Consider the following 25,721-nt stretch of genomic DNA (forward strand, 5'->3'; position numbering starts at 1 on the left):
CTATAGGCCCAATGAAGGAGGTTAAGCGATGACGTTACCGAGTGGACACCCGAGGAGTAAGCTGATTAAGCGCTTTCACTCTTTAGGTCCTTATATCAGAGAAGGAAAATGTGAGGGTGACCGTTTCTTCTTTGACTGTCTGGCAGTTTGCGTCAATGTGAAACCCGCACCCGAGCTGCGTGAGTTCTGGGGCTGGTGGATGGAGCTTGAAGCTCAGTCTGACCATTTTACCTATGAGTATCACTTTGGCCTGTTCGATAAAGAAGGCAACTGGAAGCCATCGACGGTGAAAGGTAAGGATAATAATGCCCGGCTCGAAGAGACGTTGCGTAATTTCCACGAGCGTTTGAAAGCCCAGCTGGCAGAGCTGAAGTTAGGGCTGGTTCCGGCGGCAGATTTCGCCGACGAACCGGTGAAGCTCACCGCGTAAAATCTGAAATAAAAGAAAAGGCTGGATAACTCCAGCCTTTTTTATAGACACATAACGAGGGGTAAGGCTCACTGTGGCAGTGGCGTTGTCACAGTGTTGACAGCGTTAGAACTGATACATCACGCCGACAGCAACGATATCGTCGGTGTTGAGACCGAGTTTGTTGTCGTCGTTCAGCAGGTTGACTTTGTAATCTACGAAGGTCGACATGTTTTTGTTGAAGTAGTAGGTGGCGCCGATATCAACAAATTTGTACAGGTCAGCATCGCCAATCCCGTTTTCCATATCTTTGCCTTTGGTCTGCACGTAGGCCAGTGACGGGCGCAGGCCGAAATCAAACTGATACTGCGCAACCAACTCAATGTTCTGCAGTTTGTTCACGTAGCCAGAAACTGCCGTGGTGGTGCCGTTCTGCGTGAAGGTGGCGCCGCTGTTAATGGGATTCATGTTACGCGTTTCAGCGTAAGTACCGGCCAGATAAACACCATTGTTGTCATATTTCACCCCGGTTGCCCAGGCTTCCGCTTTCTCACCTGCACCGTAAGTTGACTCTTTCTGCGTCTGGATAAGACGGTTAGAAGAAGAGACTGCCCCGTTGACGGTCAGACCTTCAATAATTCTGTACGACAGTGATGCGCCATAGCCGTCGCCGTTAGAGACGTTGGCATTACGGGTAGAGGATGCGTCGTTTTTGCCCTGATACTGTAAGGCAAACTTCAGGCCATCAACCAGACCGAAGAAGTCATTATTACGGTAGGTCAGCATGCCGTTACCACGGGTCAGCATGTAGGTGTCAGCGCGGGTATAAGCCGTTGCGCCGAACTCTGGCATCATATCGGTGAAGGCTTCAACGTCGTAGATCACGCCGTAGTTACGGCCGTAGTCGATTGAGCCGTAATCCTTCAGTTTCAGACCGGCAAAGCCCAGACGGGTTTTGTTGCCAGACTGTGCGTCAGAACCCCCTTCTGAGTTGCTCAGGCTGAAGTTATATTCCCACTGGCCGTAGCCGGTCAGCTGGTCGTTAATCTGGGTCTGACCTTTGAAGCCGATACGGGTGTAAGACTTGTCAGCATTGTTGCTGGCGTTAGTATCCGCATCGCTCATATAACGCATTGCTTTAACTTTGCCGTAGAAATCCAGCTTATTGCCGTCTTTGTTATAGACTTCTGCGGCTTGTGCAGCGGTGGACAGAGCCAGAGCCGCGGTTAAGATTGCCAGTGCGCTTTTCTTCATCATTTTCAATCAATCCCGAAAGAGTAAAATTTTTAAGTGGCCCGAAGGCTCTGCTGAAAGCACGGACTTTTTACCCTTTCTCCATTAAAGATTTATTACAGTTTTCAACATTTCTTGTTAATTGCGAACTTTTGGTCTAGCGAGTGGTCAGGCCTTTTTCGCCGTTTTCCCTTGATGGCTGTTGGCTTCAGCCACCACACCTGCTAAAACGTTTCTCTGTACTCTTTTTTACGAATGGCAGGAATTTAATGAGCAGCAGTCAGACCCTGGTAGTCAAACTGGGGACCAGCGTACTGACCGGCGGATCGCGTCGGCTGAATCGGGCACACATCGTTGAGCTGGTGCGTCAGTGCGCGCAGCAGCACGCGGCGGGCCACCGGATTGTCATTGTTACCTCGGGCGCGATGGCGGCCGGGCGTGAGCATCTTGGCTACCCCGAACTGCCCCCGACCATCGCCTCTAAGCAGCTGCTGGCTGCGGTGGGGCAGAGCCGCCTGATCCAGCTGTGGGAACAGTTGTTCTCAATTTACGGCATCCACATCGGCCAGATGCTGCTGACCCGCGCAGACCTTGAAGATCGCGAGCGGTTTCTCAACGCCCGCGACACCATGCGTGCGCTGCTCGACAACCATATCGTGCCAGTGATTAATGAAAATGACGCCGTTGCTACCGCGGAAATCAAAGTGGGTGATAACGACAATCTGTCGGCGCTGGCGGCGATTCTGGCCGGTGCCGACAAGCTGCTGCTGCTGACCGATCAGCCGGGGCTGTTTACCGCCGATCCGCGTAATAACCCGCAAGCAGAACTGATCAGCAACGTCCACGGCATTGATGATGCGCTGCGTGCACTGGCCGGGGATAGCGTGTCCGGCCTCGGCACCGGTGGCATGGCGACCAAACTGCAGGCCGCCGACGTCGCCTGCCGGGCGGGCATCGACACCATTATCGCCGCCGGTAGCCGCCCCGGCGTGATTGCCGATGTCATCGCCTGTAACCCGGTCGGTACGCGTTTCCACGCCTTTGAAACGCCGCTGGAGAACCGCAAACGCTGGATCTTTGGTGCGCCGCCCGCCGGTGAGCTGGTGGTCGATGACGGCGCGCTGTCGGCGATCCTCGAACGCGGCAGCTCGCTGCTGCCGAAAGGCATCCGCGAAATCAGCGGTAACTTCTCGCGTGGCGAAGTGATCCGTATTCGCAGCCTGCAGGGGCGCGACGTTGCCCACGGCGTATCGCGCTATAACAGCGATGCAATGCGCCTGATTGCCGGGCACCACTCCCAGCAGATCGGCGAAATTTTAGGTTATGAATATGGTCCGGTTGCCGTGCACCGCGACGATATGATTGTTTCTTAAGGAACGCGCATGCTTGAACAAATGGGTAAGGCCGCTAAGGCCGCCTCGTACCAGCTGTCGGTGCTCTCCACCGCCGAGAAAAATCAGGTCCTGATGACCATTGCCGATCGCCTGGAAGCGCAGAGTGCGCCTATCCTTGCGGCCAACCAGCTTGACCTTGCCGATGCGCGCAGCCACGGCATGAGTGAAGCGCTGCTCGACCGCCTGATGCTGAACCCGGCGCGGCTGAAGGGGATTGCCGACGACGTTCGTCAGGTGTGCCGCCTGGCCGATCCTGTTGGGGTAGTGATCGACGGCGGCAAGCTCGACAGCGGGCTGCGCATTGAGCGCCGCCGCGTGCCGCTGGGCGTGGTTGGGGTGATCTACGAAGCGCGCCCGAATGTGACCGTGGACGTCGCCACGCTGTGCCTGAAAACCGGTAATGCGGCGATCCTGCGCGGCGGTAAAGAGACATACCGTACCAACGCCGCTACCGTACGGGTGATCCAGGATGCCCTGCAGCAGCACGGCCTGCCAGCGGGCGCAGTCCAGGCGATTGAGAGCCCGGATCGGGAGCTGGTGAATCAGCTGCTGAAGCTGGATCGCTATGTCGATATGCTGATCCCTCGTGGTGGGGCTGGGCTGCACAAGCTGTGTCGTGAACAGTCGACCATCCCGGTGATCACCGGTGGGATCGGCGTTTGCCATATCTATGTGGATAAGAGTATTGAGCTGGAAGCCGCGCTGAAGGTGATCGTCAACGCCAAGAAACAGCGCCCGAGCGCCTGTAACTCGGTGGAAACGCTGCTGATTGATGCGGAAATCGCCGAGAGTTTCCTGCCTGCGCTGAGCGCGCGGATGGCCGCAGAAGGCATCACCCTGCATGCCGACGCACGCTCCCTGCCGCTGCTCAGCAGCGGCCCGGCGGCAGTCAGCGCCGTGACGGAACAGCAGTATCGCGATGAGTGGCTGGCGCTGGATCTTAACGTCAAGCTGGTGGATGACCTCGACGAGGGTATTGCCCACATTCGCGAGTACGGCACTCAGCATTCGGACGCTATTCTGACGCGCACCATTCAGCATGCTGACCGCTTCGTTAACGAAGTGGACTCCTCGGCGGTATATGTCAACGCCAGCACGCGCTTTACCGACGGTGGGCAGTTTGGCCTGGGCGCGGAAGTGGCGGTCAGCACCCAGAAGCTGCACGCCCGCGGCCCGATGGGGCTGGAAGCGCTAACCACTTACAAGTGGGTGGCTTACGGCGACGATACGATTCGCGGTTAACAGAGAGTAAGGCGGTTTAAATGGTCACGCTCGCGCAGATTATTCCCTTTGCCGCCATTGCCCTCGGCATGGTGTTAACGCCCGGTCCGAATATGATCTATCTGATCTCGCGCTCGCTCTGTCAGGGGCGCAGGGCAGGGTATATTTCACTGTGCGGCGTGGCGCTCGGTTTTATGTTTTATATGGTCTGTGCCGCGCTGGGGATTACCGCGCTGCTAATGGCGGTACCGCTGGCGTATGACGCGCTGCGATTTGCCGGGGCAGCCTATCTGCTGTGGATGGCGTGGCAGGCCATTTTCGGCGGGAGGTCGCCTTTCCAGCTGCGCGACCTGCCGCCGGACAGCCCGCGTAAGCTGTTCAGCATGGGGCTGCTCACCAACCTGCTTAACCCGAAAACCGCAGTAATCTACCTGACGCTGCTACCGCAGTTTATCCACCCCGAACAAGGCCACGTGCTGGCACAATCGCTGACGCTGGGCATCACGCAGATCGTCACCAGCGTGCTGGTCAACGGAACGATCATTTTTGCTGCGGGAACGATTGCGGCCTTCCTCGCTACGCGCCCCGGCTGGCAAAAAATGCAGCGCTGGCTGATGGGCACCGTACTGGCGGGCCTGGCGGTGAAAATGGTGGTGGATAAGCGCTAAGAAATTAGCGTACGCAGGATATTCACTCCGGCTATATAGGCCACTTGCAAAACGAGGGTTCGCTGATTATCTTAATCGCTATAAGGTGATGGTGTTCCACCTTTCCCAACCGCCTCGTCCGTAAGGGGCTGATGACGCCTGATAACCCTGACTCTGTTCAACCAGAGGCGGGTGTATCAGGCTATCTGTTTATTTGCCTGCTGGCACCTGCCTCGAAATTCGCTGAGGACTCTATGCTGAAACCTTTACTGGCCGTCATGATTGGCGGCTGCGCTGGCTGTGTGATCCGCTGGCTGCTGGCCGTGCGCCTGAACGCACTGTTCCCCAATCTGCCGCCCGGCACCCTGCTGGTTAATCTGGTGGGGGGATTTATTATCGGCGTGGCAGTGGCGTGGTTTATGCGCCACCCGCAGCTGGACCCGGCGTGGAAACTGCTCATTACCACTGGCTTATGCGGCGGGATGACCACCTTTTCCACATTCTCGCTGGAGGTGGTCACGCTGCTGCAGGCGGGTAACTATGTCTGGGCAATCACGTCGGTGCTGATCCACGTGCTGGGTTCACTGCTGATGACCATCGCCGGATTCTGGCTGGTCTCGCTGTTTTTCTAAGTGCTGCTCTTCATCTTTTAATGCCAGCGCGCTAGCGCTGGCCGCATCGAACAGCGAAAAACTCTCAATCTGGTCCAGCATGATCACCTTGCGAAACGCCATTGCCGACTTAGGCTCTGACTCCAGCGTTATGCCATGCTCGGCATACCAGCGGCTGTAGTTATGCTCAATATTCAGATTTAAGGTCTTTCCATCACGGTAGCCGCTCAGCATCGGGATCAGCACCACATTGGCGGTTATCTCAGGCTCAAACGACGCCGTGTGGATCATGCCGATATAGATGCGCCGTGATTTCAATGTCACCCATGCCAGCTCGCCTTCCTCCATACACTGAAACAGTAATCCCTCTACGCCATTGGAGCGCGAGAGCTTCTTGTACAATTTTTTGCGGTCAGAGCTGTTGAGGCGTGCGCTGCCGGACCAGTTGGAGCGATAAAAACAGAAGGCGACGGCGAAGGTCAGCATGACCACAACGGGTGCCTGAATACCTAAAAAGCTCCAGGTCATAAATTCAACTTGCCACTGATGATGCAGGCCATCAGCCAGCTGCGGGATAGCATTGAAAATAGCAGACACCAGCAGCAGCAGCAGCCAGACAAGCGCGGTGGCGATCACCCCTTGCAGGACGAAAATACAGCCGTAAAGAGCAACCAGGAAGTAAACATCCCAGCCAAACGAGCGTTTAATTTTGAAGCGGGTGGAAAGGTCGCGGCTGGTATACCAGTAACCGCAGACCATCAGTACCATAAAAATAGCCGTTCCCATCTTATGCCCTCTTCAATGCGGCAACGTGGCGGGCAAAATCAGCGCGCACTTCCGGGCTGGAAATGTTGACCATTGCACTGCCATCTTCGTCGATCAGGATGCGCTCACCCTCTTCAATTGATTCGGCGATGTCATTCTGGCTCATCACCTGTAGCAGGTACTCCGGGCTGGAAAACAGGGAAGTGATAAAACGAAACATGGGTTCTCCTTAACTTATCTGCCAAGCCTGGCAGCAGGCAGCCGATCCCGCTATAGGAGGAAAGCGCATTTATGGGCAAACAGGGGCAATAAGGTGATCAAATCCTGTTTACCCGTTTCGGGGGGAATGGTAATTTCTTACGAATAAACTGAGAGGATAAAAGTACGATGAAGCAGTTGGTGATCGATATTCTGATGAAAATGGCCAAAATGGATGTGGATAACAAAGAGCTAACCGCTCAGGTTGAGGCGCAGTCGCTGCTGATTGCGGCCCTGCTGCTGACCGTGGGTAAGGGGACCTCTTCCTCTATTTCAGACAATATCCAGAATGCCATTCTGACCGCCTCCCAGAGCGGCGAAGGTTTCCTGCAAACGGACGTTGACCTGCTGTTGACCCATGTGAACCGCCTGCTGGCGGTGACGCGCTATGTGGATGAAGCGGCGCCTGCCGCAGACAGTTAATCATTACGCATTATCGGTAGACTTCACCGCACAGCAGCACCACGTTGGGGCGGCGCTGATGAATGCGTTCAGCCATCTGTTCGCAGGCGTAGCGGCTGGGAAAGATATGCTCAGATACCGGAAGTGCATCACAGGCGTCATGCCCACAGGCGCTGACGAGTAAAACGAAGCCAATTAACATCTTTCACTCCTTTGATAATCCGGTTTGCTTATCAGTATAGGTGACAAGCTCAGTACCAGCCTGTTCCGCATGTGCTGAGCGCGTGAAGTTTCTGCTATCTGTCGTTGTTCACCGTCAGGCGGTGTAATAAGGAGTTTCTGTGGCACTGTTTCAAGGACTTTCTGCTTTTCCCATCACCCCGACTGACGCCGCTGGCGTAGTGGATATCCGCGCGCTGGAAAAACTGCTGCTGCGCCTGAAACATGCCCGGGTCGATTCTGTCGGTTTACTCGGCAGCACCGGTCTTTACGCTTATCTCCGCCGTGAGCAAAAGCAGCGCGCTATTGAAGCGGCAGTGGCCTGTCTGGGGGATATTCCGGTGATTGCCAGCGCCGGGGCGTTGCGTACCGATGATGCCTGCCAGCTGGCTGCCGATGCCGCACAAGCGGGCGCACGCGGTATTTTGCTGGCTCCGGTCTCCTATACGCCGCTGTCTGACGAAGAGGTATTCCAGCACTATGCCGCCGTGGCGCAGGCCAGCGATCTGCCGATCTGCATCTACCATAATCCGGGCACCACGCACTTTACCTTTTCACCTGAACTGCTGCAGCGCCTGGGAACCCTTCCGCAGATTCAGGCGCTGAAACAGCCTGCTCAGCCCGCGACCCGTCGCGATGATGTCAATGAACTGCGCGCCCGCTTTGCCCCGGGTTTTGCCGTGGGTTTTAGCGGTGACTGGAATGCGGGCAATGCCTTGCTGGCAGGGGGCGATCTGTGGTTCAGCGTGCTGGGTGGGCTACTGCCGCAGCACGCGCAGGCACTGATGCGGGCGGCTCAGGCGGGGGATGCAGAGCAGGTGGCCGAGCTGAATCAGATACTGGCGCCGATGTGGCAGCTGTTCCAGCGTCTCAGCAGCCTGCGGGTGATGTATGCCGCCGTAGAGATTCTGGGGATTTGCCAGCCTGTGTTACCCCGTCCGTTACTGGGACTGGATCGGGCAGAGCGGCAGGAGATCGAACAGGTGCTGAACGCACTGTTGGATAAAATCTGAGGCGCTAACGGATGAATGGCCTTGCGCTGCATGCAAGGCCATGAGCTGCTGTGCGTTCTAAAATTTAATCAGTGCGCAACCGTAGAGGTTGTCGTTGTGGTGGTGCCGGTGTTCGAGCCATCGCCGCCGCTGGACGTCGCGAGAGCGATACCCAGCAGCGCGGCAACGGCGCCAACGCCAACGGCATTAGAGGTGCCATCAGACATTGACGATGCGCTGCTGCCTGCTGCTTCACCCGCTCCGGTCACGGCCCAGGTACTGCTGCTGCCTGCCAGTAATGCCAGCAATAAAAGTGATTTGACGCGTTTCATATTATTATCCTCGGGCGTTGAGATTCTGGTGCTGCAGAGGAAGCATAATGAGATTTATGGCGAGGTGAAATGGGTGAACAACGGCAAAAATAGCCGCACTCCAGTACCGCTGGATGCTAAAAAGATCCATTAATAACCGGACCTGTTGTGTCATCCATCCCTGTATGCCACGCGTGATAACACGGCGGCAATGCAATAGTGAGATTTTTCCCGCCGCCTGCGCGGTTAACCCTGGCTGTGAAAGATGGCCGTAATAAGCTGGAAATCCACGCTATTTTTCAGAATATCCTCTGATGCTCTCGATCTGGCTGAAAAGCGTGCAATTTTTGCGATTTATCCTGGTTTTAGGGGGATCCTGCAGGTTTTAAGAACTTGTTAACCAAGTTATGGCCTACTGGACTAAGTCAAATTGGCCAGGGGATGAAAGATGTTGTTGACCGCACTGTCGTATATCAAAGATAAAACCGGTTACTTACAAGAGTTTATCGCCGATCCGCGCAAAACCGGGACCATTGCTCCCTCTTCCCAAACGCTGTGTAAAACCATGTCAGACGCCGTCGAATGGCAGCAGTGCCTGCGCGTAGCGGAATTAGGTGCCGGGGAGGGCGTGTTAACCCGCCATCTGCTAAGCAGAATGCGGGCGGATGCCAGCCTGCTGGCTTTCGAAACCAACCCGCGCTTTCATCCGCGCCTGGCATCCCTGCATGACAATCGTTTACAGGTGAGCGGCGAGTCGGCGGAAACGCTGGAGGGGGAGTTTGATGCGATATTTTCCGGCCTGCCGCTGCTGTCGCTGCCCCACGGGGTGCGCCACCGCATTCTGCAGCGTGCCGCCGAAAAGCTGAGTGAAAACGGCGTGTTTGTTCAGTTCCAGTACACCTCATTATCCGAGCCGCTGCTCTCTGAATACTTCGCCTGGAACCGCACGCGCGTGCTGGCTAACCTACCGCCTGCATGGGTGTATCGTGGGCACTCACTAACCCGCTTACCCTGGGCCAGCGCGGCTCGCTAATGCGAATGTTCCTACTCTGCCTGGCAATTGTGTCAGATTTGCTATGCTTAACCTTTAGCCAAAGAGGAGGAGAAGATGAGCAGTGAAACAGAAGTGCCGGTTACAAACGAGGAAGAAGTGTGCAATATCATCGGTAAAGCCGTGGTTGACCTCAGCATCACGGGACAACCGGTCAACAAAGCCACGCTGGGCCTGAAGCTGCTGGCAATGGCCGATCAGGATAGCGATGACGAACGTATTTTACTCTACTGGATTGCCCGCAGGGCCATCAATCAACCGCACAAATTTGCGGAGGCAAGGTACTGACTACCTGCCTGTAGCCGGGGCTGCTGCCACCGGAAATACGCGGCCGTTCAGTGATATGCTGGGCGGCCATCGAGTTACACCAGCTTGCGCAGCCACGGCACGCGCATCACCAGTGCAATAATCAGCGAAGAGATAATAAACACTGCCAGCGCTACGGCTGGGATGGTGAACGCCGAGTAGTAACCATTGAACTCCACCGCGACCAGGCGCAGCACGCTCTCCAGCACCAGCATATGCACAAAAAAGATACCTACGCTGAGCTTTGCCTGACCGCGAATCGCCAGATTAACGCGCCGGGTAAATTGTAATGGCGCATTCAGCAGCATAAAGAAACAGGCCAGCGCCAGCGTAACGACGGTCGGCGCAGAATAGAACAGAAAAATTCCGTCCGGCCTGCCGATACTGCGCGACAGCGAGTACTCCATCACCGCAGTCAGCACCGCGCTGAGCACGAATATCACCGAGGCGATAGTCACTTTTGGCGCGAGCTTATAACGCCTTACTACGCCACCAATAATATAAAAGCCGGAAAGGTAGACCACCATATCGATATTACTGGGGTTCTGCCGAAGGTGATTTTCCAGCACGCTCTCTTTGAAGTTATCAAACAGCATATAGACCGATGCCAGCGCGAACCAGACGGCGAGAATATAGTTGATGCGCTGCTGACTGCCGTATTGAATAAAGGTATTAAGCAGCGGAGTGACCAGGTAAAGCAGAATTAGCGTGTAAATGAACCACAGATGGCTGTAGGCCGGGGTGCTGAGTAAATCCAGCAGGCTAAAGGGTTTTGGGCTGTCATTCACCGTGCGGTCGTAGACAAAATAGATAATTGTCCAGGCCACCAGCGGGATCAGCAAATCCAGCACGCGCGTTTTTAGCGTGCTGAGCAGGGATTCATTTTTATTTAGAGAGATATAGCCCGCAATCAGCAGGAAAAGCGGAAATGAAATTCGCCCCAGCGTGTCATACATCACTGCAACCGACCAGCCGTTATGAAATGAGCCGTAGGGGATCTCTGCGGTGTGCAGCAGGATCACCAAAAAGGTCGCAATCAGCGTAAGTAATTTAATATTGAGGGTTTTCAACAACAGATTCCTTTGCCAGGGCAGCACTGCAAAGTCTCTACAGGCTTCAACTTAGGGTAAATGTAACATACCTTGGTAAAATCCTGCTGTGTTTACCCGCAAAATTTGCCGTCTGTTTAGCTGCGATGCGTTTCTACGGTAATTTGCGCCGCGCAGCTTTCACCGGGTTTGACCACGCGGAATTCTGCTTTGCCCTGATGCACGTAGATACAGGCGCGCCCCGCATCACCGCCATCCTGCTCCTGCGACAGGGATATCGAAAGGGTTTGCGCGCTGGAAACGGCTATCAACGCGGCGTACAGCGCCAGCGTGGCGCAAATCAACCGGGCTTTAGTGAGCTTTAATTTACTTTCCGATAGCAACATGGGTGCCCTCCGTGAGCGCAGGCTGTCAATAGGGCTGGCGCTGGAGGCGAGGATCCAGAGCGCAACACCATCAATGAAGATAAACGTCTGGCAATATCGGCGTTAACCGCCTGGCGACTCTATGGGATAACTCTTATTTTGAATGGTAGCAATACGATGGCGGAAGCGCTGCTGCTTCCGCCCGTGCGCTACGGCATTAATGCTGGGAAAACTGATGCTTAATGTGCTGATAGAAGTAAGACCCCTTAGACGGGGAGGCCATAAAGAAGTGCCATGTTGTCAGAGGAACATCGCAATAGGTCCAGGTACCGTGGCCCAGAGTTTCAACTTCCAGTATGCGCTTATCTGCATCGTAACCCACTGAATGAATTGCGGATGATGCAACGGTCTGTCGTTTCATTTCAACCTCCTTTTATCATCGGTAAGGTTAAAATTTAAGCTGATTTTTGCCCGTTTATCCTGTCAGGGATCAAGAAATTTTATCTTTTGGCACGAAAGGTTAATCGAAGCGGCAGAAAAAAAGGGGGAAAGGGGGGGAGAAAAATAAGCCTCGGGAAGTGGGAAACCCAGCAACACTTCCTGAGGCCATGCAAATGCATAATTCGTTACAGGAGTTACTTTAGCCGCTTCGCCAAACTTGTACAAGTTTATTTTTCTTTGTACAACTTTGTCCGGCGGGGTAAAAAGCGTGACGAAAAGGGGCCAAACTTGCTAGAGTGCGTTTTTACTGTTTTAGCGGAAATGATTATGTCGAACGAAATTGCCCATCCGTCCAGCAGCCCGAAGCAGGCTGCCTTACAGCTGGTGATTGAACTGGTACGTGCGGGGAAGCTCAGCCCGCTGCAGGGAGATGCATCAAATATGATCTCTATCTACGAGCAGTTTAAAACGCATTTTGAAGCGGATAAACAGAAACACGCCTCGGGTTCAGCCATCTCCTGATCTTCAGCTTTGATGCGGTCAGCTACGGGGTGCTCCGTAGCTGACGGAGATGACGAGTTATTCCCTCATTGCTTACTAACGCGGTCAAAGTACAGCAGGCTGATACCAATGCCCTGATGTGCCCCCTGAATATTTTTCCCCAGCCCGACAAGTTGTTGCCCCTGTAGCGAGACCACAAACGGTGAATTTTGCTGGATGTCTGTTTGCAGCTGCTGATAAAGCGCCGTGCGTTTTTGCGTATCACTTTCCGCCGCCGCCGCGCGCGTTTTGGCACTCAATTCCGGGATATTCCAGCCAACGCGCCACGCCAGCGTTTTCGGGCCGCCCGCGACGTTATAGGCGAAGGTGCTGGCATTGCTGTTGGCATCAACGTAATCCGCGCCCCAGTAGATAAAGATCGACTGGAAATTGCGGCTGCGCATTTTGCTCCACAGCTCGGACTCGGCGACCGGCTGAATATCAATCTGAATATCCGCTTTAGCAAAGCTCGCCTGCAGCGCCTGGGCAATATCGCTGTACGGCGGCTGGCTGACGACGGTCAGCGCAAAGCGCGTGCCGGGCTTGATCCCGCCCTTCGCCAGGATCGCTTTGGCTTTCGCCACATTGTAGTGGAACGGCTGGTTGGTCAGCGCGCCCTCAAAACCGGCAGGCAGGAACGTTTGATGCACCTGATACTGGCCTTTCAACAGCTGCTGAGAAAGGCTGTTGTAATCCACCAGCCAGCGGGCAGCCTGCCACAGCGCGGGGTTGCCCAGCGCCGGCTGCTGCTTATCCTGGGTATTGAAGCCGAGATAATAGATCAGGCTGGAGGGGAAGCTGGCGACCTGCACCTTGCCCTGCTTTTGCAGCGTGGCGAACTGGTCGGCGCCCAAATTATAGGCGACGTCGGCATCGCCGCTCTCCAGCAGCAGGCGGCGTGAACCGGCATCGCTGACGTTCTTCAGGATCACCCGCTTGAGAGGGGGGGCTGGCTGAGCGTGCGGGTTCTGCTCCAGCACCAGCGCCTGCTGGGGCACGTAGTTGCGGATGCTGTAGGCCGCGCTACCTGCCGAGTGAGTGCGCAGCCAGCCGTTGCCAGCGTCCCGATCCGTCACGTGCTGCTGCACCAGCTTGCTGTCCACTACCGAGGCGACGGGTGAGGTCAGCAGGCGCAGAGCCAGATCGCGCCCAATTGCCGACTGCCAGCGGATCTCCAGCTGATGGTCGCCGCGCCGGGTAAACTGCGCATCCACATTGTCTGGCGTCCAGCCAAACTCCCCGAGGATAAACACCGGGGTTTTATTCAGCTTCACCGCGCGCGTCAGCGAGTAAATGACATCGTCGGCAGTGACGGGATTGCCGCTGGCAAACTTCGCGTCCGCTTGCAGGGTAATCAGCAGGCTGTGCTCGCTGCTCCCCGGCTGCCAGCTGCTGGCCAGCTGCGGCCTGAGCTGACGAGGGTCGCTGATATCCGGCGTGACCAGCGTTTGGTAGACGTTACGCAGGCTGCTGGTGCTGACGGTTTCAAAACTCTCCGCCGGATCAAAGCTGATAATCCCGTCAAGCGAGATAGCAACGATCAGCGTATCGGCTGGCGTGGCGGCCTGGGAACCGGGGCTGAGCAACAGGGCGGTAGTGAATAACAGCGGCAGTAATTGGCGCATAAAAAAAGTCCTGAATCGGTTGAGATATCAGGACTATAGAGGTTCACTGCGCGCTTCAGAAATGCCGGATCTGACTATGGTTAGTTGTTTACCACAATATCCTTCAGTAGGGGCCGGGCATGCCCGGCCAGTACGTGAGTCGGGGTCAGCCGACAATACGGCCCTGATCCATATGCACTGCGCGATCGCACATGTGGTCGATAACATCCGGATCGTGGCTGACCAGCACCATCGTCAGGTTATCCTGCTGCTTGAGCTGATTAAGCAGATTGAGGATCTCCGCCTGCACCGACATATCCAGCGCCGATGTCGGCTCATCCAGCAGCAGGATCTTCGGCTGCAGCAGCAGAGCGCGTACAATCGCCACGCGCTGGCGCTGGCCGCCGGAGAGCTGATGCGGATAACGATCGGCCATCGCCGGATCCAGCCCGACGTGGCGGAACCCCTGATCGATACGATCGTCAATATTATCGCTTTTCAGCAGCTTCAACGGCTCTGCCAGCGTGCGGCGCAGGCGGTGCCGGGGATGCAGCGAGGCATAGGGATCCTGAAACACCATCTGCACGTCGCGGCGCAGCTGTCCGCTGAAGGCTTTGCCAGGCTGGGCGTGATGCCCGGCCAGCTGCATCTCACCGCGCCAGTGCGGATTCAGCCCGGCCAGCACCCACAGCAGCGACGACTTGCCGCAGCCGGAAGGGCCAACCAGACCAAAACACTCACCCGGCGTGACCGAGAGCGAAACATCATGCACCACGGTGCGCAGTTCGTAGCCCTGCTTATGGGCCACGCTCAGCTGGGATAATTCAATCATGGGAACGCCCCTGCGCCAGCGCGGCGCGATCCAGTACCGGCAGCGGTTTGCCGTGCGTTGACTTATTCGGGCGGCAGGACCACAGCGTGCGGGTGTAGGGATGCGTCGCGTGCGGCAGCTGTGCAGCGGGCAGCGTATCGAGGATCTCACCCTGATACATCACCATCACCCGCTCGCAGTGCTCCGAGACCTGCTGCAGATCGTGGCTGATCAGCAGCAGGCCCATATTGCGCTGCTCGACCAGATTGCGGATCAGCGCCAGCACCTGATCGCGCATCGCGTGATCGAGCGCGGAGGTCGGTTCATCAGCAATCAGAAACTGCGGCTCGGCGATCAGCGCGATCGCCAGCATCACGCGCTGGCCCATGCCGCCGGAAAGCTGATGCGGATAGCGCTTCATCTGCTCGGCAGGCTGCGGCAGCCCCACGGCGGCCAGCATTTCACACACTTTCTCTTTGATCTCAGCGCGGGAAAAACGGCCATGCAGCCTGAGCGGTTCCGCCACCTGCCAGCCAATGGTGCGCATCGGGTTGAGGGCGTATTTGGGGTCCTGCATCACCATGCCGAGGCTGCTGCCGCGCAGCTGGCTCCAGCGGCGCTCGTTTAGCGTCAGGCCATTTTCGCCGGCGATGCTGAGCGTGCGCGCCTGCAATTGCAGGGAAGGGGCCAGCAGCCCCATCAGCGCGCGGGCGGTGAGGGATTTGCCGGAGCCGGATTCGCCGACCAGCGCCACGCGTTCGCGCCCCAGCGTAAAGCTGATGTTTTTCACCAGCTCAGCGCCGCTGGCCGCGCTAATTTTCAGGCTTTCAGCCACGATTTGCGCAGAAGAATCAGTTGCCATTTCGGGTATCCAGTCGGTCACGCAGGCCGTCGCCTGTCAGATTAAAAGCCAGGCTGGCAAACAGGATGGCGCCACCGGGAACGGCGGCGACCCACCACTGGTCAAAAATCACCTTGCTGCCTTCGGCCACCATCGAACCCCATTCGGCGGTAGGCGGCTGAATGCCCATGCCGAGGAAGCCCAGTCCGGCAGCCGAAAGGATAATGCCGCCGAGGCTAAGCGCGGCGCGCACCACGGCAGTGGGCAGGCAGAGCGGCAGGATATGGCCGAACATCAGGCGCAGGCCGTTGATGCCCTGCATCCTTGCGGCGGCCAGATAATCACTGCGGCGCAGGGCCAGGGTTTCGGCACGCGCCTGGCGGGCGAACGGCGGCCAGCTGGTCAGCGCCAGCGCCAGCGCACCGTTCATCAGGCCGGGGCCCATCATCGCCACCAGCGCCAGCGCAATCACCAGATTCGGCAACGAAAGGAAAATATCGGTAATGCGCATCAGCACGCGTTCGCTCCAGCCACCAAGATAGCCAGCGCTAATGCCGATCAGCATCCCCACCGGAATAGTCAGCACCAGGATGAGCGCGACCAGCAGCAGGGTTGGGCGCGCACCGTAGAGCACGCGCGACAGCAGGTCGCGGCCAAAGCCATCGGTGCCGAGCCAGTGGCTGGCGGAAGGCGGCATCAGGCGCACCGCCATCTCCTGCGCGTTCGGGTCGAACGGTGCCAGCAGCGGAGCAAACAGCGCGGCGAAGATCAGCAGGCCAACCAAGCTCAGGCCGACCATGAGCGTAATATTGCGCCGCGTTTTCACTACGCGCGGCTGGACGCTTTCAGCATCGGGAAGAGAGTGCGTCATCGGGTTCTCGGGTCGGTCAGGTAAGTGAGTGCATCCGCCAGCGCATTGATGGCAATAAAACAGCCGCCAATCAGCAGGGTGGAGCCGAGGATAGCCGGGGTATCCGAAGCGAACAGCGCCGTGGTCATATAGCGCCCTACGCCCGGCCAGGCAAACACGGTTTCGGTCAGCACCGACCCTTCCAGCAGCGTGGCATAGGAGAGGGCCAGCACGGTGATCAGCGTGCCGCGCACGTTAGGGAAGATATGCAGCAGCAGAATGCGCGTGCGTCCGGCCCCTTTAGCGCGCGCCAGCGTCACGTACTCTTTGCTGCTCTCTTCCAGCAGCGCGGCGCGCAGCAGGCGGGTAATGGTCGCCATCGACAGCAGGCCAAGCACCACCACCGGCAGCCACAGATGCGCAATCGCATTGCGAAACATTTCCGGGTCGCCGGAGAGCCAGCTATCAATCAGTACCAGCCCGGTTTTCGGTTCGAGGGTGTAGATCCAGATATCGTCCAGCCGCCCCGGCCCGGCTGACCAGTGCAGCACGGCGTAAAACAGCAGCAGTCCGAGCAGGCCGAGCCAGAACACCGGCACCGAATAGCCGAGCAGCGAGATCATGCGGGCAATATTGTCCAGCAGGCTGCCCGGTTTCCACGCCGCCAGCAGTGCCAGCAGGATGCCAAACACGGCACCAAAAATCATCGCGCAGGTCGCCAGCTCAATGGTGGCGGGGAAGGTGCGCAGCAGATCGCTGGCAACCGGCTGATTGGTGATGCTGGAAACGCCGAGATCGCCGCGCAGCAGATGTTCCAGATAGTGCCAGAACTGGACCGGCAGCGGCTGATCCAGGCCGAGACTGGCGCGCACCTGGGCGTAGGTTGACTCGCTGGCGTGATCGCCGGCGATCTGCAGCACCGGGTCAACCGGCGAAAGATGAGACAGGGCAAAGGTAAACACCAGTAGCCCAAGCAGGGTAACCACCAGCGAGAGCAGGGCGCTGAGCACCCCGCCGCTGCGGCGCAACAACAGCCGGGCGGAAGGCCCGGCTTGTGAGACTGATGACGCCATTACTTGGTGACCTGGCTGTAATAAACCATATCCGGGTTAATACCCTGCACGTACCCTTTCAGGTTATCGCGCAGCGCCACCAGATTCTTTGCCTGCATGCCGATGACATACGGTGAGTGCTGCTGCACTTCACGCTGCATGTTCTGGTACAGCTCAACGCGTTTCGCCTTATCGGTTTCCGCGGTGGCGGCCAGCGTCTGCTTGCTCAGCTCAGGAATGTGCCAGTTAGAGCGCCAGGCCAGGGTTTTGCTGCCATCTTCCGGGTTATAGGCAAAGGCGGCAGCGTTGGTGTTTGGATCGAAGTAGTCGGCGCCCCAGGCGTTCAGCGTGGCTTCATACTGATGCGCTTTCACCCGCGTGGCGACTTCTGAACTGATGCCTGGCTGCACGTCCACTTTGATGCCGCCCTTCGCGAAGCTGGCCTGCAGTGCCTGGGCGATATCCAGGTACGGCGGCTGGTTGCTGGTCGACAGCTTGAAGCTGACGTTGCTCAGGCCGGCTTTCTTCAGAATGGCTTTGGCCTTCTCCGGGTCATAGGTAAACGGGTTGTCGTTCAGCGCGCCGAGGAAGCCTTCCGGCAGGAAGGACTGATGCACCGAGAACTGGCCTTTCAGCAGGTCGTTGGCAATGCCCTTGTAATCGAACAGATAGCGCGAAGCTTCCCACAGCGCCGGGTTTTTCAGGACCGGGTTGGCATCGATATTAAACTGGATGTAATAGAGCGAGGCCATCGGTACCGCAAGGGTTTTCACGCCCGCTTTGTCTTTCAGCGCGGCCATCTGATCGGCGCCGAGGTTACGGGCAATATCCGCGTCGCCCTGTTCCAGCAGCAGGCGGCGTGCAGCCGGCTCCGGCACGTTCTTGATCAGCACGTTTTTAAGTTTAGGCGCACCGGCCGGCGAGGTCGGGTTGGCGCTGAACAGCACCACTTCATGCGGGATGACTTTACGGATCTGATACGGACCGCTGCCCGCCGAATGCGTGGCCAGCCATTTGTTGCCGAAATCGCCTTTTTGTTCATTGGCCATCACGGTTTTTTCATCCACGATGGAGGACACCGGCGCGGCCAGCAGGCTTAGTACGTAGGTCGGGCTGACGTCGGCGCTCCAGCTCAGCTGGACGTGGTTATCATCAATTTTCTTCAGCTGAGCGTCGACGTTATCTTTGGTCCAGCCGAGCTGCGACAGAATAAATGACGGGTCGAGGTTCAGTTTGATCACGCGCGACAGCGAGAAGATCACATCTTCCGGGCGCAGTGGGTTGCCGGAGGCGAACTTAGCGCCTTCACGCAGGGTAAAGGTCATGCTGCGGTTATCTTTACCCGGCGTCCAGCTGGTGGCCAGCGTGGGTTTCAGGTCGGTCGGATTTTGCGGGTCGGACTGCACCAGTCGCTGATAGAGGTTAGTAAATGCCTGTACTGAGGTGAGTTCGAAGCCGTCAGCCGGGTCGAAGCTGCTGGCATCATCAATAGACTGCGCAATAACCAGCGTGTCTTTAGGTGTCGCGGCCGCTGCGGCAAAGGACGCCGCCAGGGCCAGAGCGATAACAGAGGGAACTGCAAATTTCATGACGTTTCCTTGCCTTACGTTTTTTCGCGAGTGTAAGTGAACAACCGATAAGAACAATAGTAGATTATTCACTATCGTTATGCGTGAAAGTTATAAGGATGATGAAACGGTTATAAAACTGAACAATGCCTAACGACCGAGCGTGGCCCAAATCCAGGGCGCGACGCCGAGCAGGTTATTCAGCATATGCAGGAAAATCGGCAGCTTCAGGCCAGAGGAGACCAGGCGGGCGGCGCACAGCAGCAGGGATAGTGCAATCAAGGCAATCACCGTTTGCAGATGGGCGTACTGGGTATGCATCGCCGCAAAGATAATGGACGTCAGCAGGGCGCAGGCCAGGCGCTGGCGCGGAGCCCACAGCAGGAAGCCCTGCAGAATAAAACCGCGAAACAGGATCTCCTCAAACACCGGGGCCAGTAAAACCACCGCCAGGGTGAACCACAGCATGCTCAGATTACCCTGGCTTAACTGGCTGGCGGTCCAGCTCTCCTGCTGCATATACAGCGACTGGCTGGCAATAAGAGCCAGCAGCAGCACGGCGAACAGCAGCACTTGGCGCGGCTGAAGTCTGCCGTGCGGGATGTCATGGTAATGGCGGTTATACCAGCGATAAACCGGCACCAGTACGGCAAACTCCAACAGGCACAGCACCGGCATCAGTAGCCCGCGGCTTTTCAGCGCCTGCAGATTGGGGAAGTGAGCGACCAGCAAAGTAATCGCATACCAGAGAATAAACACCCCGGCACACAGCAGGGTGTGAGTGACTCTGTCGGTCGATGATGTCATGAGGGACCTGCTACTGGCACGGATCCCACCATGTTAACAAGCGACTTTTAGGCTGTCGAGCCGCGTGATTATTCACCATTGCATAAAATTTTCTCAATTGTTCAGTGTTACTGCCGATATCCGTTATTGGAACTTTTTGGGAAACAGGCACTGACGTCACACTGACAGCGCCCCAGCAGTAACAAACGGACAGGGAAGCGTTCGTAAGCCGTATTATTAAGGGGCATGACTATGAATCATCCACCGGTACTGACGGGGGAATTAGCGGATGGGCAAAAAGCGGCATCGGCAACGCGGCGCACTCTGATGGCGCTGGCGCTGCTGCTGAGCAGTGCGCTGTTTTTAGCCATGCTGATGGTTGTTGGCGTGGCGTGGCAGCAAAATCAGGAATCGGTCGATCAGGAAGGAGCGCTGCTGCGTGATGCCTGGCAGCAGCAGCGCCAGTCGCTGGAAACTCACCTGCGCGACTACGCTTTCTGGCAGGAAGCCTGGCTGCATATGTACCTGACGATTGATCCTGACTGGGCGTGGAACCAGCAGAACCTTGGCCCCGGCCTGTTTCGCGAACATCAGTATGATGGCGTCTTCGTTATCGACGTGGACGATCGCACACGCTATGCCGTAGTGGATGGCCAGCTCTCCACATTTACGCAGGAACAGTGGCTGGGAACCCAGGCGCAGCCGCTGGTGGAGCAGGCGCGCTTGCAGCAGCGCCACCAGCATGTCATCAGCGAAAGTATCATGATTGGCGATACGCCGGCGCTGGTGGCCGCCGCACCGATCACCCGTGGCAAAATGCCGCATGAGGCCACGCTCTCCGCCACGCCTTCCGTCATGGTGTTTGTTTACCTGTTTACGCCCGATAAGCTAACAGCATTCGGCCATGCGGTTGGGGTCGATAATGCCCGCGTGCCGCAGGATCAGCAGGATCGCTACACCACGCCATTTATCAGCCAGGAGGCTAAAACCGGACCGGCACTGGTTCTGCGCTGGGATCCCAGCCAGCCGGGGCGCAAGCTCCTGATGTATTTGCTGCCGCTGCTCGCCTTTGTTGCGCTGATCCTCGGCGTGGTAACGCGCCGGGTGATCAATAATGCGATGGATAATGCCCTGCTATCGGATACGCGTTTCCTGCAGTTGATGTACAGCCAGCGTGAACTGGCCGCCAGCGAGGCGCGCTTCCGTGACGTGGCGGAAGCGGCCTCAGACTGGATTTGGGAAACCGATGCCGCCGGGCGTCTGACCTATCTGTCAAAGCGCTTCACCGTGGTCACCGGGTTTGGTCTGCTAACCTCCATCGGGCGGCAGCTGGATGAGATCCTCCAGCACGCAGAGCTGCCGGTCAGTACGTGGGTGAAGCAGCAGCAGGCTGGCGGCGCGCGCAGCCAGTTACGCTGCTATCTGCATTCTCAGCATCGCGGGCGACGTATCTGTAGTCTGGTCGCGAAGCCGATCATGCTGCACGGCAAGCTGCTGGGCTATCGCGGCACGGTGTCCGATATCACTCTGGAAGTGGAAGCGCAGGCGCGGGTTCACTATCTCTCGCAGCATGATGTGTTAACCGGCTTACCGAATCGGCTTTTTATGCAGGAGTTTCTGCAGGAGCAGCTGCAGGCGTTGCCGGGGCTGGACTATCCGCTGGTGATGATCAGCCTCGACCTTGACCATTTCAAACCGATCAATGATACCTGGGGACACGCGGCGGGCGACAGCGTGCTGGTGGAGGTGGCCCGCCGTCTGCGCAGCTGCATGAGTGCGGGGGATCTGGTTGCACGGCTTGGCGGCGATGAGTTTATTCTGGCAACCACCGGGCTGCTGACCCGGGCCGAAATTGAGAGCTGCTGCCAGCGCCTGCTCGACTGCCTGCACCAGCCGTTCCACGTTGATTCGCAGGAGCTGTATATCGGCACCAGCCTCGGCATCGCCATGGCGCCGGACGATGCCATGCAGCCGGATGAACTCCTGCGGCTGGCGGATATCGCGCTCTATCAGTCGAAACAGCAGGGGCGTAACCGCTGGGTATTTTATACCGGCGATATGTCGCAGCACCTGGCGCAGCGCAGTGAAATGGAGCGCAATCTGCGCCGGGGCATTGGTGGGGATGAACTGCGCCTGCACTATCAGCCGCGCTATCATCTGCAAAGCGGGCGGCTGGAAGGGGCCGAGGCGCTGGTGCGCTGGCAGCATCAGCCCGGGCAGCTCATCCTGCCGGACAGCTTTATACCTCTGGCAGAAGAGACCGGGCTGATTATGGATATCAGTGACTGGGTGCTGAATCGCGCCTGTCGGGACGCCGCCAGCTGGCCCGGCGAGCTGTGCGTCTCTGTGAACATCTCACCAAAAGAGTTGCGCAACGGCAGCCTGCCGCTGCGCGTCGCGGCGGCGCTTGAGCAGAGCGGCTTAGCGGCAGCGCGGCTGGAGCTGGAAATTACTGAAAATATCACCATGGAGCACCCGGAAAGCGCGCTGGAGATCATGCACCAGCTGAAACGGCTGGGGGTAAAAATTGCCGTGGATGATTTCGGCGCGGGCTTCGCATCGCTCGGCTATCTGAAAAAATTCCCGTTTGACGCCATGAAAATGGACCGTTCGTATCTTGATGGCTACCCGCATTCGCGCCAGGCGCAGTCGATAGTCGAGGGAATTATTGGCCTGGGGCGCGCATTTTCACTGATTGTGACGGCGGAAGGTATTGAAACGGAAGAGCAGCTGGCGCAGCTCAGGCTGATTGACTGTCAGCAGGGGCAGGGATATTTACTGGGTAAGCCGATGGCGCTGGAAGCATTGCGTGGATTGATGGATAAAACCGTCAGCTGACACGCGCCTCTGCGTCAGGGCAGAGGCGCGTGAGGTTTAGCGGACGCGTACCGCAACCAGCGTCATGATGACGGCAAAAGTGACAAAGATAGCCAGTTCCATAAGATTCTCCTCTGTGGGATTAGTCCTAAAATTATAATGTAAGGCTGGCTAAATTATGAACGATTCGTGCGCAATATCACGGTATCACCTGGCAGCTTTATGCCACCACGCACTGCTCATTTGCGTCGCAATCTGTTAATCTTTAAGCAGAAATGCCGGTTATCTAAGCAAAAAGAGGAGCAGAAACAGTGAAATTTTATGGAAAAGTTGCCGTGATAGCAGCGCTGGTTGCGCTGTCGGGATGCCAGTCCGCTGGGCATAAAAGCGCAGATGCAGGTGCGCCTGTAGACCCGGAGATGGATCGCTGTGGTGCATCGCAGTATCAGCAGTATGTCGGTAAACCGCTGTCGGCCATTGAGTCGCTGCGTTTTGAAAATGCGGTGCGCGCCATTCCGTATAATTCAGCGGTGACGATGGACTTTAACCTGAACCGTATCAATTTTATGGGCGATAAAAACGGGACTATCAGCCGCGTTTACTGCGGTTAATTCTTCGCTCCGGGCTGGCCGCCGCGCGCGTCAGCCCTGTTAGCCTGCACCCCGACTCAGTAGTGCCACTTCCTTACCCACCATAAGCGCAGCCAGATGCCCGCCGAGCTGGTCCAGCCGCTGGTGGTGCTTACTACCTGGCCTTTCGCCACGAGGATCAGGGTAGGCGTACTGCTGACCTGCCAGTGCGTTGCCAGCACGCCGCTGCTGTCGTTCACCACCGGCAGCGTCAGATGATGCCCATTGAGATAGCGCACGATGCTGATGTCATTGCCGGAGCGGCTGGCGACGGTCAGCACATTGGTGCGTTTGCCGTTTAGCCACATCATCATCGGGACGGTGTCATGACAGGCGCTGCAGCCGGTGCTCCAGAACCACACCAGCAGAGGTTTCTTCTCGCTTAGCTCGCCAGGCGTCAGGTCGCGGCCGTCAACGGTGTGCAGCAGCTGCTGAGCAAAATCCGCTGGTAGCTCGGGCGCCCGTAAAACATCAATCAGGCGGATGAGCAGGATCAACATCAGTACCGGCAGCAGTATAAACAGGCTGAACTTCTTAAATTTATTGATCAATTTGCTGTGCCAGTTACTCATTGCCGTCTCCGCCTGCATCCGGCGCTTATCTTAACGGGGCGAGAGTGAATGGCAATCGTCTGGCATGTAAACATACGTATAGGGCAAAAAAACTACTCATGGCCTTCCAGTATTTTTGCCAGCAGGTTGCGGTAACCCTGCAAAACGGACTCGTCGGCTTCCCTCTCCAGGCGCGCAATCACATTCGCTATGATGGCTTTATTACTGGGCGATTTTCCGGACTGCATCAGTTCCATCATGATCACTTCCAGCAACTCACTCTCTTTTGGCGCATGAAACGATGGGCTGTTGAAGTAGTCAGTGATGGCGCGCCCGGCGCCGTGTAGCTGATGACTCATGGTAAACCTCCGCAAAAGCGCCATCGGTGGCCGCACGGCCACTGACAGGATCAGGTATTTAAGCGATAGACGTTGATCCGGGCCGCCAGAACAGCGGCCCGCCACTTGCCTGAAAAATAAACAGGTGGAGATTTTTAATACTGTAGATGGCGCAGGCGGGAATGCCAGTAACAAACAGAAATATTTTTACTCATGCTGCGACAAACTCAGGCAGGGTGGTAAGTGCCAATCACTTCGAGAATACCGTTGATCATAAACTGCACCCCCATGCACACCAGCAGGAAGCCCATCAGGCGTGAGATAGCTTCGATGCCGCCTTTACCGACCAGGCGCATGATTGCGCCGGAACTGCGCAGGCATCCCCACAGGATCAGGCTAACGGCGATGAAGGTCAGCACCGGGGCCACCGTGATAATCCATGGCGCAAAGGTGGTGCCGCTGTGGATAGTTGAGGCGGTGCTGATGATCATCGCAATGGTGCCGGGGCCTGCCGTGCTCGGCATTGCCAGCGGCACGAAGGCGATATTAACCACCTTACGTTCGCTCATCTCATCCAGCTTGTGGTCCGCTTCCACCGACGTTCCGGCCTGCTGCTGGGGGAATAGCATGCGGAAACCGATAAAGGCGACAATCAGCCCCCCGGCGATGCGTAAGCCGGGAATGGAGATACCAAAGGTATCCATCACCACGTTACCGGCGTAGTACGCCACGGTCATAATGATAAATACGTAGAGCGAAGCCTGCGCCGACTGGCGGTTGCGCTCCTGGTAGTTCATATCGCCCGCCAGGCCAAGGAACAGCGCCACGGTGGTTAGCGGGTTAGCCAGCGGCAAAATGACCACTAGCCCAAGGCCTATGGCCTTCATCAGTTCAAACATCAGGTGGGATCCTTTGCACACAAAAGAGGCGAAGCCATCATGCCTTAACCTCATGGGGAAGCGAAGAATAACCAGGTCACCAGCGTAAGATTTACCTTAAGATGGGGAATTGACTCACTTAGCGCTAAGACTATTCGTGAGCCTGCAGCGCAGGTTAACAATACGTTAAAATATTTTTTGTTTTAAATTAGAGAGTTAGCATTTTCATGGCTTTTTTATCATGCCGACGCTTGTACTGGGGGCGCGGTTATGAGTAAATGCACCTGTCGGTTTTGATACAGACCCACGTATGCGAGCAATTTTAGTAAAGCAGTCTTCAGTTCAAGCGTTATTTCAAGCTTCTTCCTGACTTCCTTCTGAGTGCCTCATAGTAATCCCTGTTGACGAACCCTGTGCCCACTGTGGCTTACTACAATTTTGAAGGAAAGACCCATGTCCCAGACTGGTTTAGTAAAATGGTTTAACGCTGAGAAAGGTTTCGGCTTCATTTCCCCAACTGACGGCAGCAAAGATGTGTTCGTACACTTCTCTGCAATCCAGGATTCAGGTTTCAAAACCCTGGAAGAAGGCCAGAAAGTTAACTTTACTATCGAAAACGGCCAGAAAGGCCCAGCAGCTGCTAACGTAACTGTTGCCTAAGTCCTCTTTCCGCTCCGGCGGTAACAGAACTTAGTTCGAAGTAAAGAAAACCCGCCCCCGTGGCGGGTTTTTTGCGTTTTGACCCCGCCAATAGAGTCGTTTGCTAACACTATTCTGCTGCT

Annotated in this window: 31 protein-coding genes and 1 riboswitch; of the genes, 13 read left to right on the forward strand and 18 right to left on the reverse strand. The window is 56.7% G+C overall.

Translation table 11 applies throughout. The features are described 5' to 3' along the window. The first annotated feature begins 28 nt into the window (after positions 1 to 28). On the forward strand, positions 29 to 430 hold the full coding sequence (crl, locus tag ID864_RS21415; RefSeq protein WP_048917039.1) for a sigma factor-binding protein Crl: 402 nt from the start codon (positions 29 to 31) through the stop codon (positions 428 to 430). 105 nt (positions 431 to 535) lie between these two features. On the opposite strand, the gene ID864_RS21420 is transcribed toward crl, so the two are convergent. Then, positions 536 to 1,666 carry a porin gene (locus tag ID864_RS21420; RefSeq protein WP_062820975.1) on the reverse strand — a complete coding sequence of 377 codons (1,131 nt, stop codon included), beginning with the start codon at positions 1,664 to 1,666 and terminating at the stop codon, positions 536 to 538. 245 nt (positions 1,667 to 1,911) lie between these two features. On the opposite strand from ID864_RS21420, the gene proB reads away from it, so the two are divergent. The 4 genes from proB to crcB all read left to right on the forward strand — a co-directional run bounded on the left by proB (position 1,912) and on the right by crcB (position 5,536). Next, entirely contained in the window at positions 1,912 to 3,015 is a 1,104-nt protein-coding gene (gene proB, locus ID864_RS21425; protein ID WP_048917032.1) for a glutamate 5-kinase, read from the forward strand. 9 nt (positions 3,016 to 3,024) lie between these two features. Next, complete coding sequence (proA, locus tag ID864_RS21430) at positions 3,025 to 4,278, forward strand: glutamate-5-semialdehyde dehydrogenase (protein ID WP_048917031.1); 1,254 nt, start codon at positions 3,025 to 3,027, stop codon at positions 4,276 to 4,278. Positions 4,279 to 4,298: 20 nt separating this feature from the next. Continuing rightward, positions 4,299 to 4,925 carry a LysE family translocator gene (locus ID864_RS21435; RefSeq protein ID WP_048917030.1) on the forward strand — a complete coding sequence of 209 codons (627 nt, stop codon included), beginning with the start codon at positions 4,299 to 4,301 and terminating at the stop codon, positions 4,923 to 4,925. A gap of 75 nt (positions 4,926 to 5,000) precedes the next feature. After that, a riboswitch (Fluoride riboswitch) is annotated at positions 5,001 to 5,073 on the forward strand. Positions 5,074 to 5,158: 85 nt separating this feature from the next. Continuing rightward, positions 5,159 to 5,536: a fluoride efflux transporter CrcB gene (gene crcB / locus ID864_RS21440; protein ID WP_191150335.1), complete on the forward strand. Its 378-nt coding sequence runs from the start codon at positions 5,159 to 5,161 to the stop codon at positions 5,534 to 5,536. On the opposite strand, the gene ID864_RS21445 is transcribed toward crcB, so the two are convergent. Together ID864_RS21445 and ID864_RS21450 are read right to left on the reverse strand one after the other, a co-directional pair. Then, a complete protein-coding gene (locus ID864_RS21445; protein ID WP_191150336.1) occupies positions 5,486 to 6,301 on the reverse strand; it encodes a hypothetical protein in 816 nt (271 codons plus the stop codon). The genes crcB and ID864_RS21445 overlap by 51 nt on opposite strands. Position 6,302: 1 nt before the next feature. Beyond that, entirely contained in the window at positions 6,303 to 6,500 is a 198-nt protein-coding gene (locus ID864_RS21450) for a hypothetical protein (protein WP_048917028.1), read from the reverse strand. A gap of 167 nt (positions 6,501 to 6,667) precedes the next feature. Here ID864_RS21450 and iraP point away from each other — a divergent pair, with 167 nt between their 5' ends. After that, on the forward strand, positions 6,668 to 6,961 hold the full coding sequence (gene iraP / locus ID864_RS21455; RefSeq protein WP_048917027.1) for an anti-adapter protein IraP: 294 nt from the start codon (positions 6,668 to 6,670) through the stop codon (positions 6,959 to 6,961). 10 nt (positions 6,962 to 6,971) lie between these two features. Here iraP and ID864_RS21460 read toward each other — a convergent pair whose 3' ends face one another. Continuing rightward, the gene (locus ID864_RS21460; protein ID WP_099753612.1) at positions 6,972 to 7,142 is read right to left on the reverse strand and encodes a hypothetical protein; all 171 of its coding nucleotides are present in this window, start codon (positions 7,140 to 7,142) and stop codon (positions 6,972 to 6,974) included. A gap of 139 nt (positions 7,143 to 7,281) precedes the next feature. Between ID864_RS21460 and ID864_RS21465 the strand changes: the two genes are divergently transcribed. Next, on the forward strand, positions 7,282 to 8,172 hold the full coding sequence (locus ID864_RS21465; RefSeq protein WP_048917026.1) for a dihydrodipicolinate synthase family protein: 891 nt from the start codon (positions 7,282 to 7,284) through the stop codon (positions 8,170 to 8,172). 68 nt (positions 8,173 to 8,240) lie between these two features. On the opposite strand, the gene yjbE is transcribed toward ID864_RS21465, so the two are convergent. Next, entirely contained in the window at positions 8,241 to 8,483 is a 243-nt protein-coding gene (gene yjbE, locus ID864_RS21470; RefSeq protein WP_099753610.1) for an exopolysaccharide production protein YjbE, read from the reverse strand. 427 nt (positions 8,484 to 8,910) lie between these two features. Here yjbE and ID864_RS21475 point away from each other — a divergent pair, with 427 nt between their 5' ends. Together ID864_RS21475 and ID864_RS21480 are read left to right on the forward strand one after the other, a co-directional pair. After that, on the forward strand, positions 8,911 to 9,495 hold the full coding sequence (locus tag ID864_RS21475) for a class I SAM-dependent methyltransferase (RefSeq protein ID WP_048917025.1): 585 nt from the start codon (positions 8,911 to 8,913) through the stop codon (positions 9,493 to 9,495). 75 nt (positions 9,496 to 9,570) lie between these two features. Beyond that, a complete protein-coding gene (locus tag ID864_RS21480) occupies positions 9,571 to 9,801 on the forward strand; it encodes a hypothetical protein (RefSeq protein WP_048917024.1) in 231 nt (76 codons plus the stop codon). 74 nt (positions 9,802 to 9,875) lie between these two features. On the opposite strand, the gene ID864_RS21485 is transcribed toward ID864_RS21480, so the two are convergent. The 3 genes from ID864_RS21485 to ID864_RS21495 form a co-directional block, all read right to left on the reverse strand. Then, positions 9,876 to 10,892 carry an acyltransferase gene (locus ID864_RS21485; RefSeq protein WP_191150337.1) on the reverse strand — a complete coding sequence of 339 codons (1,017 nt, stop codon included), beginning with the start codon at positions 10,890 to 10,892 and terminating at the stop codon, positions 9,876 to 9,878. A 113-nt stretch (positions 10,893 to 11,005) separates the two neighbouring features. Beyond that, on the reverse strand, positions 11,006 to 11,254 hold the full coding sequence (locus ID864_RS21490; RefSeq protein ID WP_053110444.1) for a hypothetical protein: 249 nt from the start codon (positions 11,252 to 11,254) through the stop codon (positions 11,006 to 11,008). Positions 11,255 to 11,450: 196 nt separating this feature from the next. Next, the gene (locus ID864_RS21495) at positions 11,451 to 11,654 is read right to left on the reverse strand and encodes a KTSC domain-containing protein (protein ID WP_048917022.1); all 204 of its coding nucleotides are present in this window, start codon (positions 11,652 to 11,654) and stop codon (positions 11,451 to 11,453) included. A 347-nt stretch (positions 11,655 to 12,001) separates the two neighbouring features. On the opposite strand from ID864_RS21495, the gene ID864_RS21500 reads away from it, so the two are divergent. After that, positions 12,002 to 12,196 (forward strand): hypothetical protein, encoded by a 195-nt coding sequence (locus ID864_RS21500; RefSeq protein WP_048917021.1) that lies wholly within the window; start codon positions 12,002 to 12,004, stop codon positions 12,194 to 12,196. A 65-nt stretch (positions 12,197 to 12,261) separates the two neighbouring features. On the opposite strand, the gene ID864_RS21505 is transcribed toward ID864_RS21500, so the two are convergent. The 7 genes from ID864_RS21505 to ID864_RS21535 form a co-directional block, all read right to left on the reverse strand. Next, a complete protein-coding gene (locus ID864_RS21505) occupies positions 12,262 to 13,839 on the reverse strand; it encodes an ABC transporter substrate-binding protein (protein ID WP_191150338.1) in 1,578 nt (525 codons plus the stop codon). Positions 13,840 to 13,984: 145 nt separating this feature from the next. Continuing rightward, a complete protein-coding gene (locus ID864_RS21510; RefSeq protein ID WP_048917019.1) occupies positions 13,985 to 14,650 on the reverse strand; it encodes an ABC transporter ATP-binding protein in 666 nt (221 codons plus the stop codon). Continuing rightward, the gene (locus ID864_RS21515; RefSeq protein ID WP_187499549.1) at positions 14,643 to 15,491 is read right to left on the reverse strand and encodes an ABC transporter ATP-binding protein; all 849 of its coding nucleotides are present in this window, start codon (positions 15,489 to 15,491) and stop codon (positions 14,643 to 14,645) included. The genes ID864_RS21510 and ID864_RS21515 overlap by 8 nt, the downstream gene beginning before the upstream one ends. Beyond that, positions 15,481 to 16,341, reverse strand: coding sequence for an ABC transporter permease (locus ID864_RS21520; RefSeq protein ID WP_191150339.1), 861 nt, complete (start codon positions 16,339 to 16,341; stop codon positions 15,481 to 15,483). Before ID864_RS21520 ends, ID864_RS21515 begins: the two co-directional genes overlap by 11 nt. After that, the gene (locus ID864_RS21525) at positions 16,338 to 17,393 is read right to left on the reverse strand and encodes an ABC transporter permease (RefSeq protein ID WP_048917016.1); all 1,056 of its coding nucleotides are present in this window, start codon (positions 17,391 to 17,393) and stop codon (positions 16,338 to 16,340) included. Before ID864_RS21525 ends, ID864_RS21520 begins: the two co-directional genes overlap by 4 nt. After that, positions 17,393 to 18,961, reverse strand: coding sequence for an ABC transporter substrate-binding protein (locus ID864_RS21530; protein WP_048917015.1), 1,569 nt, complete (start codon positions 18,959 to 18,961; stop codon positions 17,393 to 17,395). Before ID864_RS21530 ends, ID864_RS21525 begins: the two co-directional genes overlap by 1 nt. A 129-nt stretch (positions 18,962 to 19,090) precedes the next feature. Continuing rightward, the gene (locus ID864_RS21535) at positions 19,091 to 19,747 is read right to left on the reverse strand and encodes a CPBP family intramembrane glutamic endopeptidase (protein ID WP_099753607.1); all 657 of its coding nucleotides are present in this window, start codon (positions 19,745 to 19,747) and stop codon (positions 19,091 to 19,093) included. Positions 19,748 to 19,978: 231 nt separating this feature from the next. Between ID864_RS21535 and ID864_RS21540 the strand changes: the two genes are divergently transcribed. Continuing rightward, a complete protein-coding gene (locus ID864_RS21540) occupies positions 19,979 to 22,564 on the forward strand; it encodes a bifunctional diguanylate cyclase/phosphodiesterase (protein ID WP_224750584.1) in 2,586 nt (861 codons plus the stop codon). A gap of 290 nt (positions 22,565 to 22,854) precedes the next feature. Then, positions 22,855 to 23,154 carry an I78 family peptidase inhibitor gene (locus tag ID864_RS21545; RefSeq protein WP_048917012.1) on the forward strand — a complete coding sequence of 100 codons (300 nt, stop codon included), beginning with the start codon at positions 22,855 to 22,857 and terminating at the stop codon, positions 23,152 to 23,154. 56 nt (positions 23,155 to 23,210) lie between these two features. Here ID864_RS21545 and ID864_RS21550 read toward each other — a convergent pair whose 3' ends face one another. From ID864_RS21550 to ID864_RS21560, 3 genes are all read right to left on the reverse strand, one after another. Beyond that, the gene (locus tag ID864_RS21550; protein ID WP_099753606.1) at positions 23,211 to 23,744 is read right to left on the reverse strand and encodes a thioredoxin domain-containing protein; all 534 of its coding nucleotides are present in this window, start codon (positions 23,742 to 23,744) and stop codon (positions 23,211 to 23,213) included. A gap of 92 nt (positions 23,745 to 23,836) precedes the next feature. Then, positions 23,837 to 24,082, reverse strand: a complete 246-nt coding sequence (locus ID864_RS21555) for a biofilm development regulator YmgB/AriR family protein (protein ID WP_048917011.1) — start codon at positions 24,080 to 24,082, stop codon at positions 23,837 to 23,839. A 206-nt stretch (positions 24,083 to 24,288) separates the two neighbouring features. Continuing rightward, the gene (locus ID864_RS21560) at positions 24,289 to 24,960 is read right to left on the reverse strand and encodes a MarC family NAAT transporter (protein ID WP_048917010.1); all 672 of its coding nucleotides are present in this window, start codon (positions 24,958 to 24,960) and stop codon (positions 24,289 to 24,291) included. 432 nt (positions 24,961 to 25,392) lie between these two features. Between ID864_RS21560 and cspE the strand changes: the two genes are divergently transcribed. Further along, entirely contained in the window at positions 25,393 to 25,599 is a 207-nt protein-coding gene (gene cspE, locus ID864_RS21565) for a transcription antiterminator/RNA stability regulator CspE (protein WP_048917009.1), read from the forward strand. Positions 25,600 to 25,721 lie beyond the last annotated feature (122 nt).

Origin of the sequence: Erwinia aphidicola, from assembly GCF_014773485.1 — a bacterium.
GTDB classification, from domain to species: Bacteria; Pseudomonadota; Gammaproteobacteria; order Enterobacterales; family Enterobacteriaceae; genus Erwinia; species Erwinia aphidicola.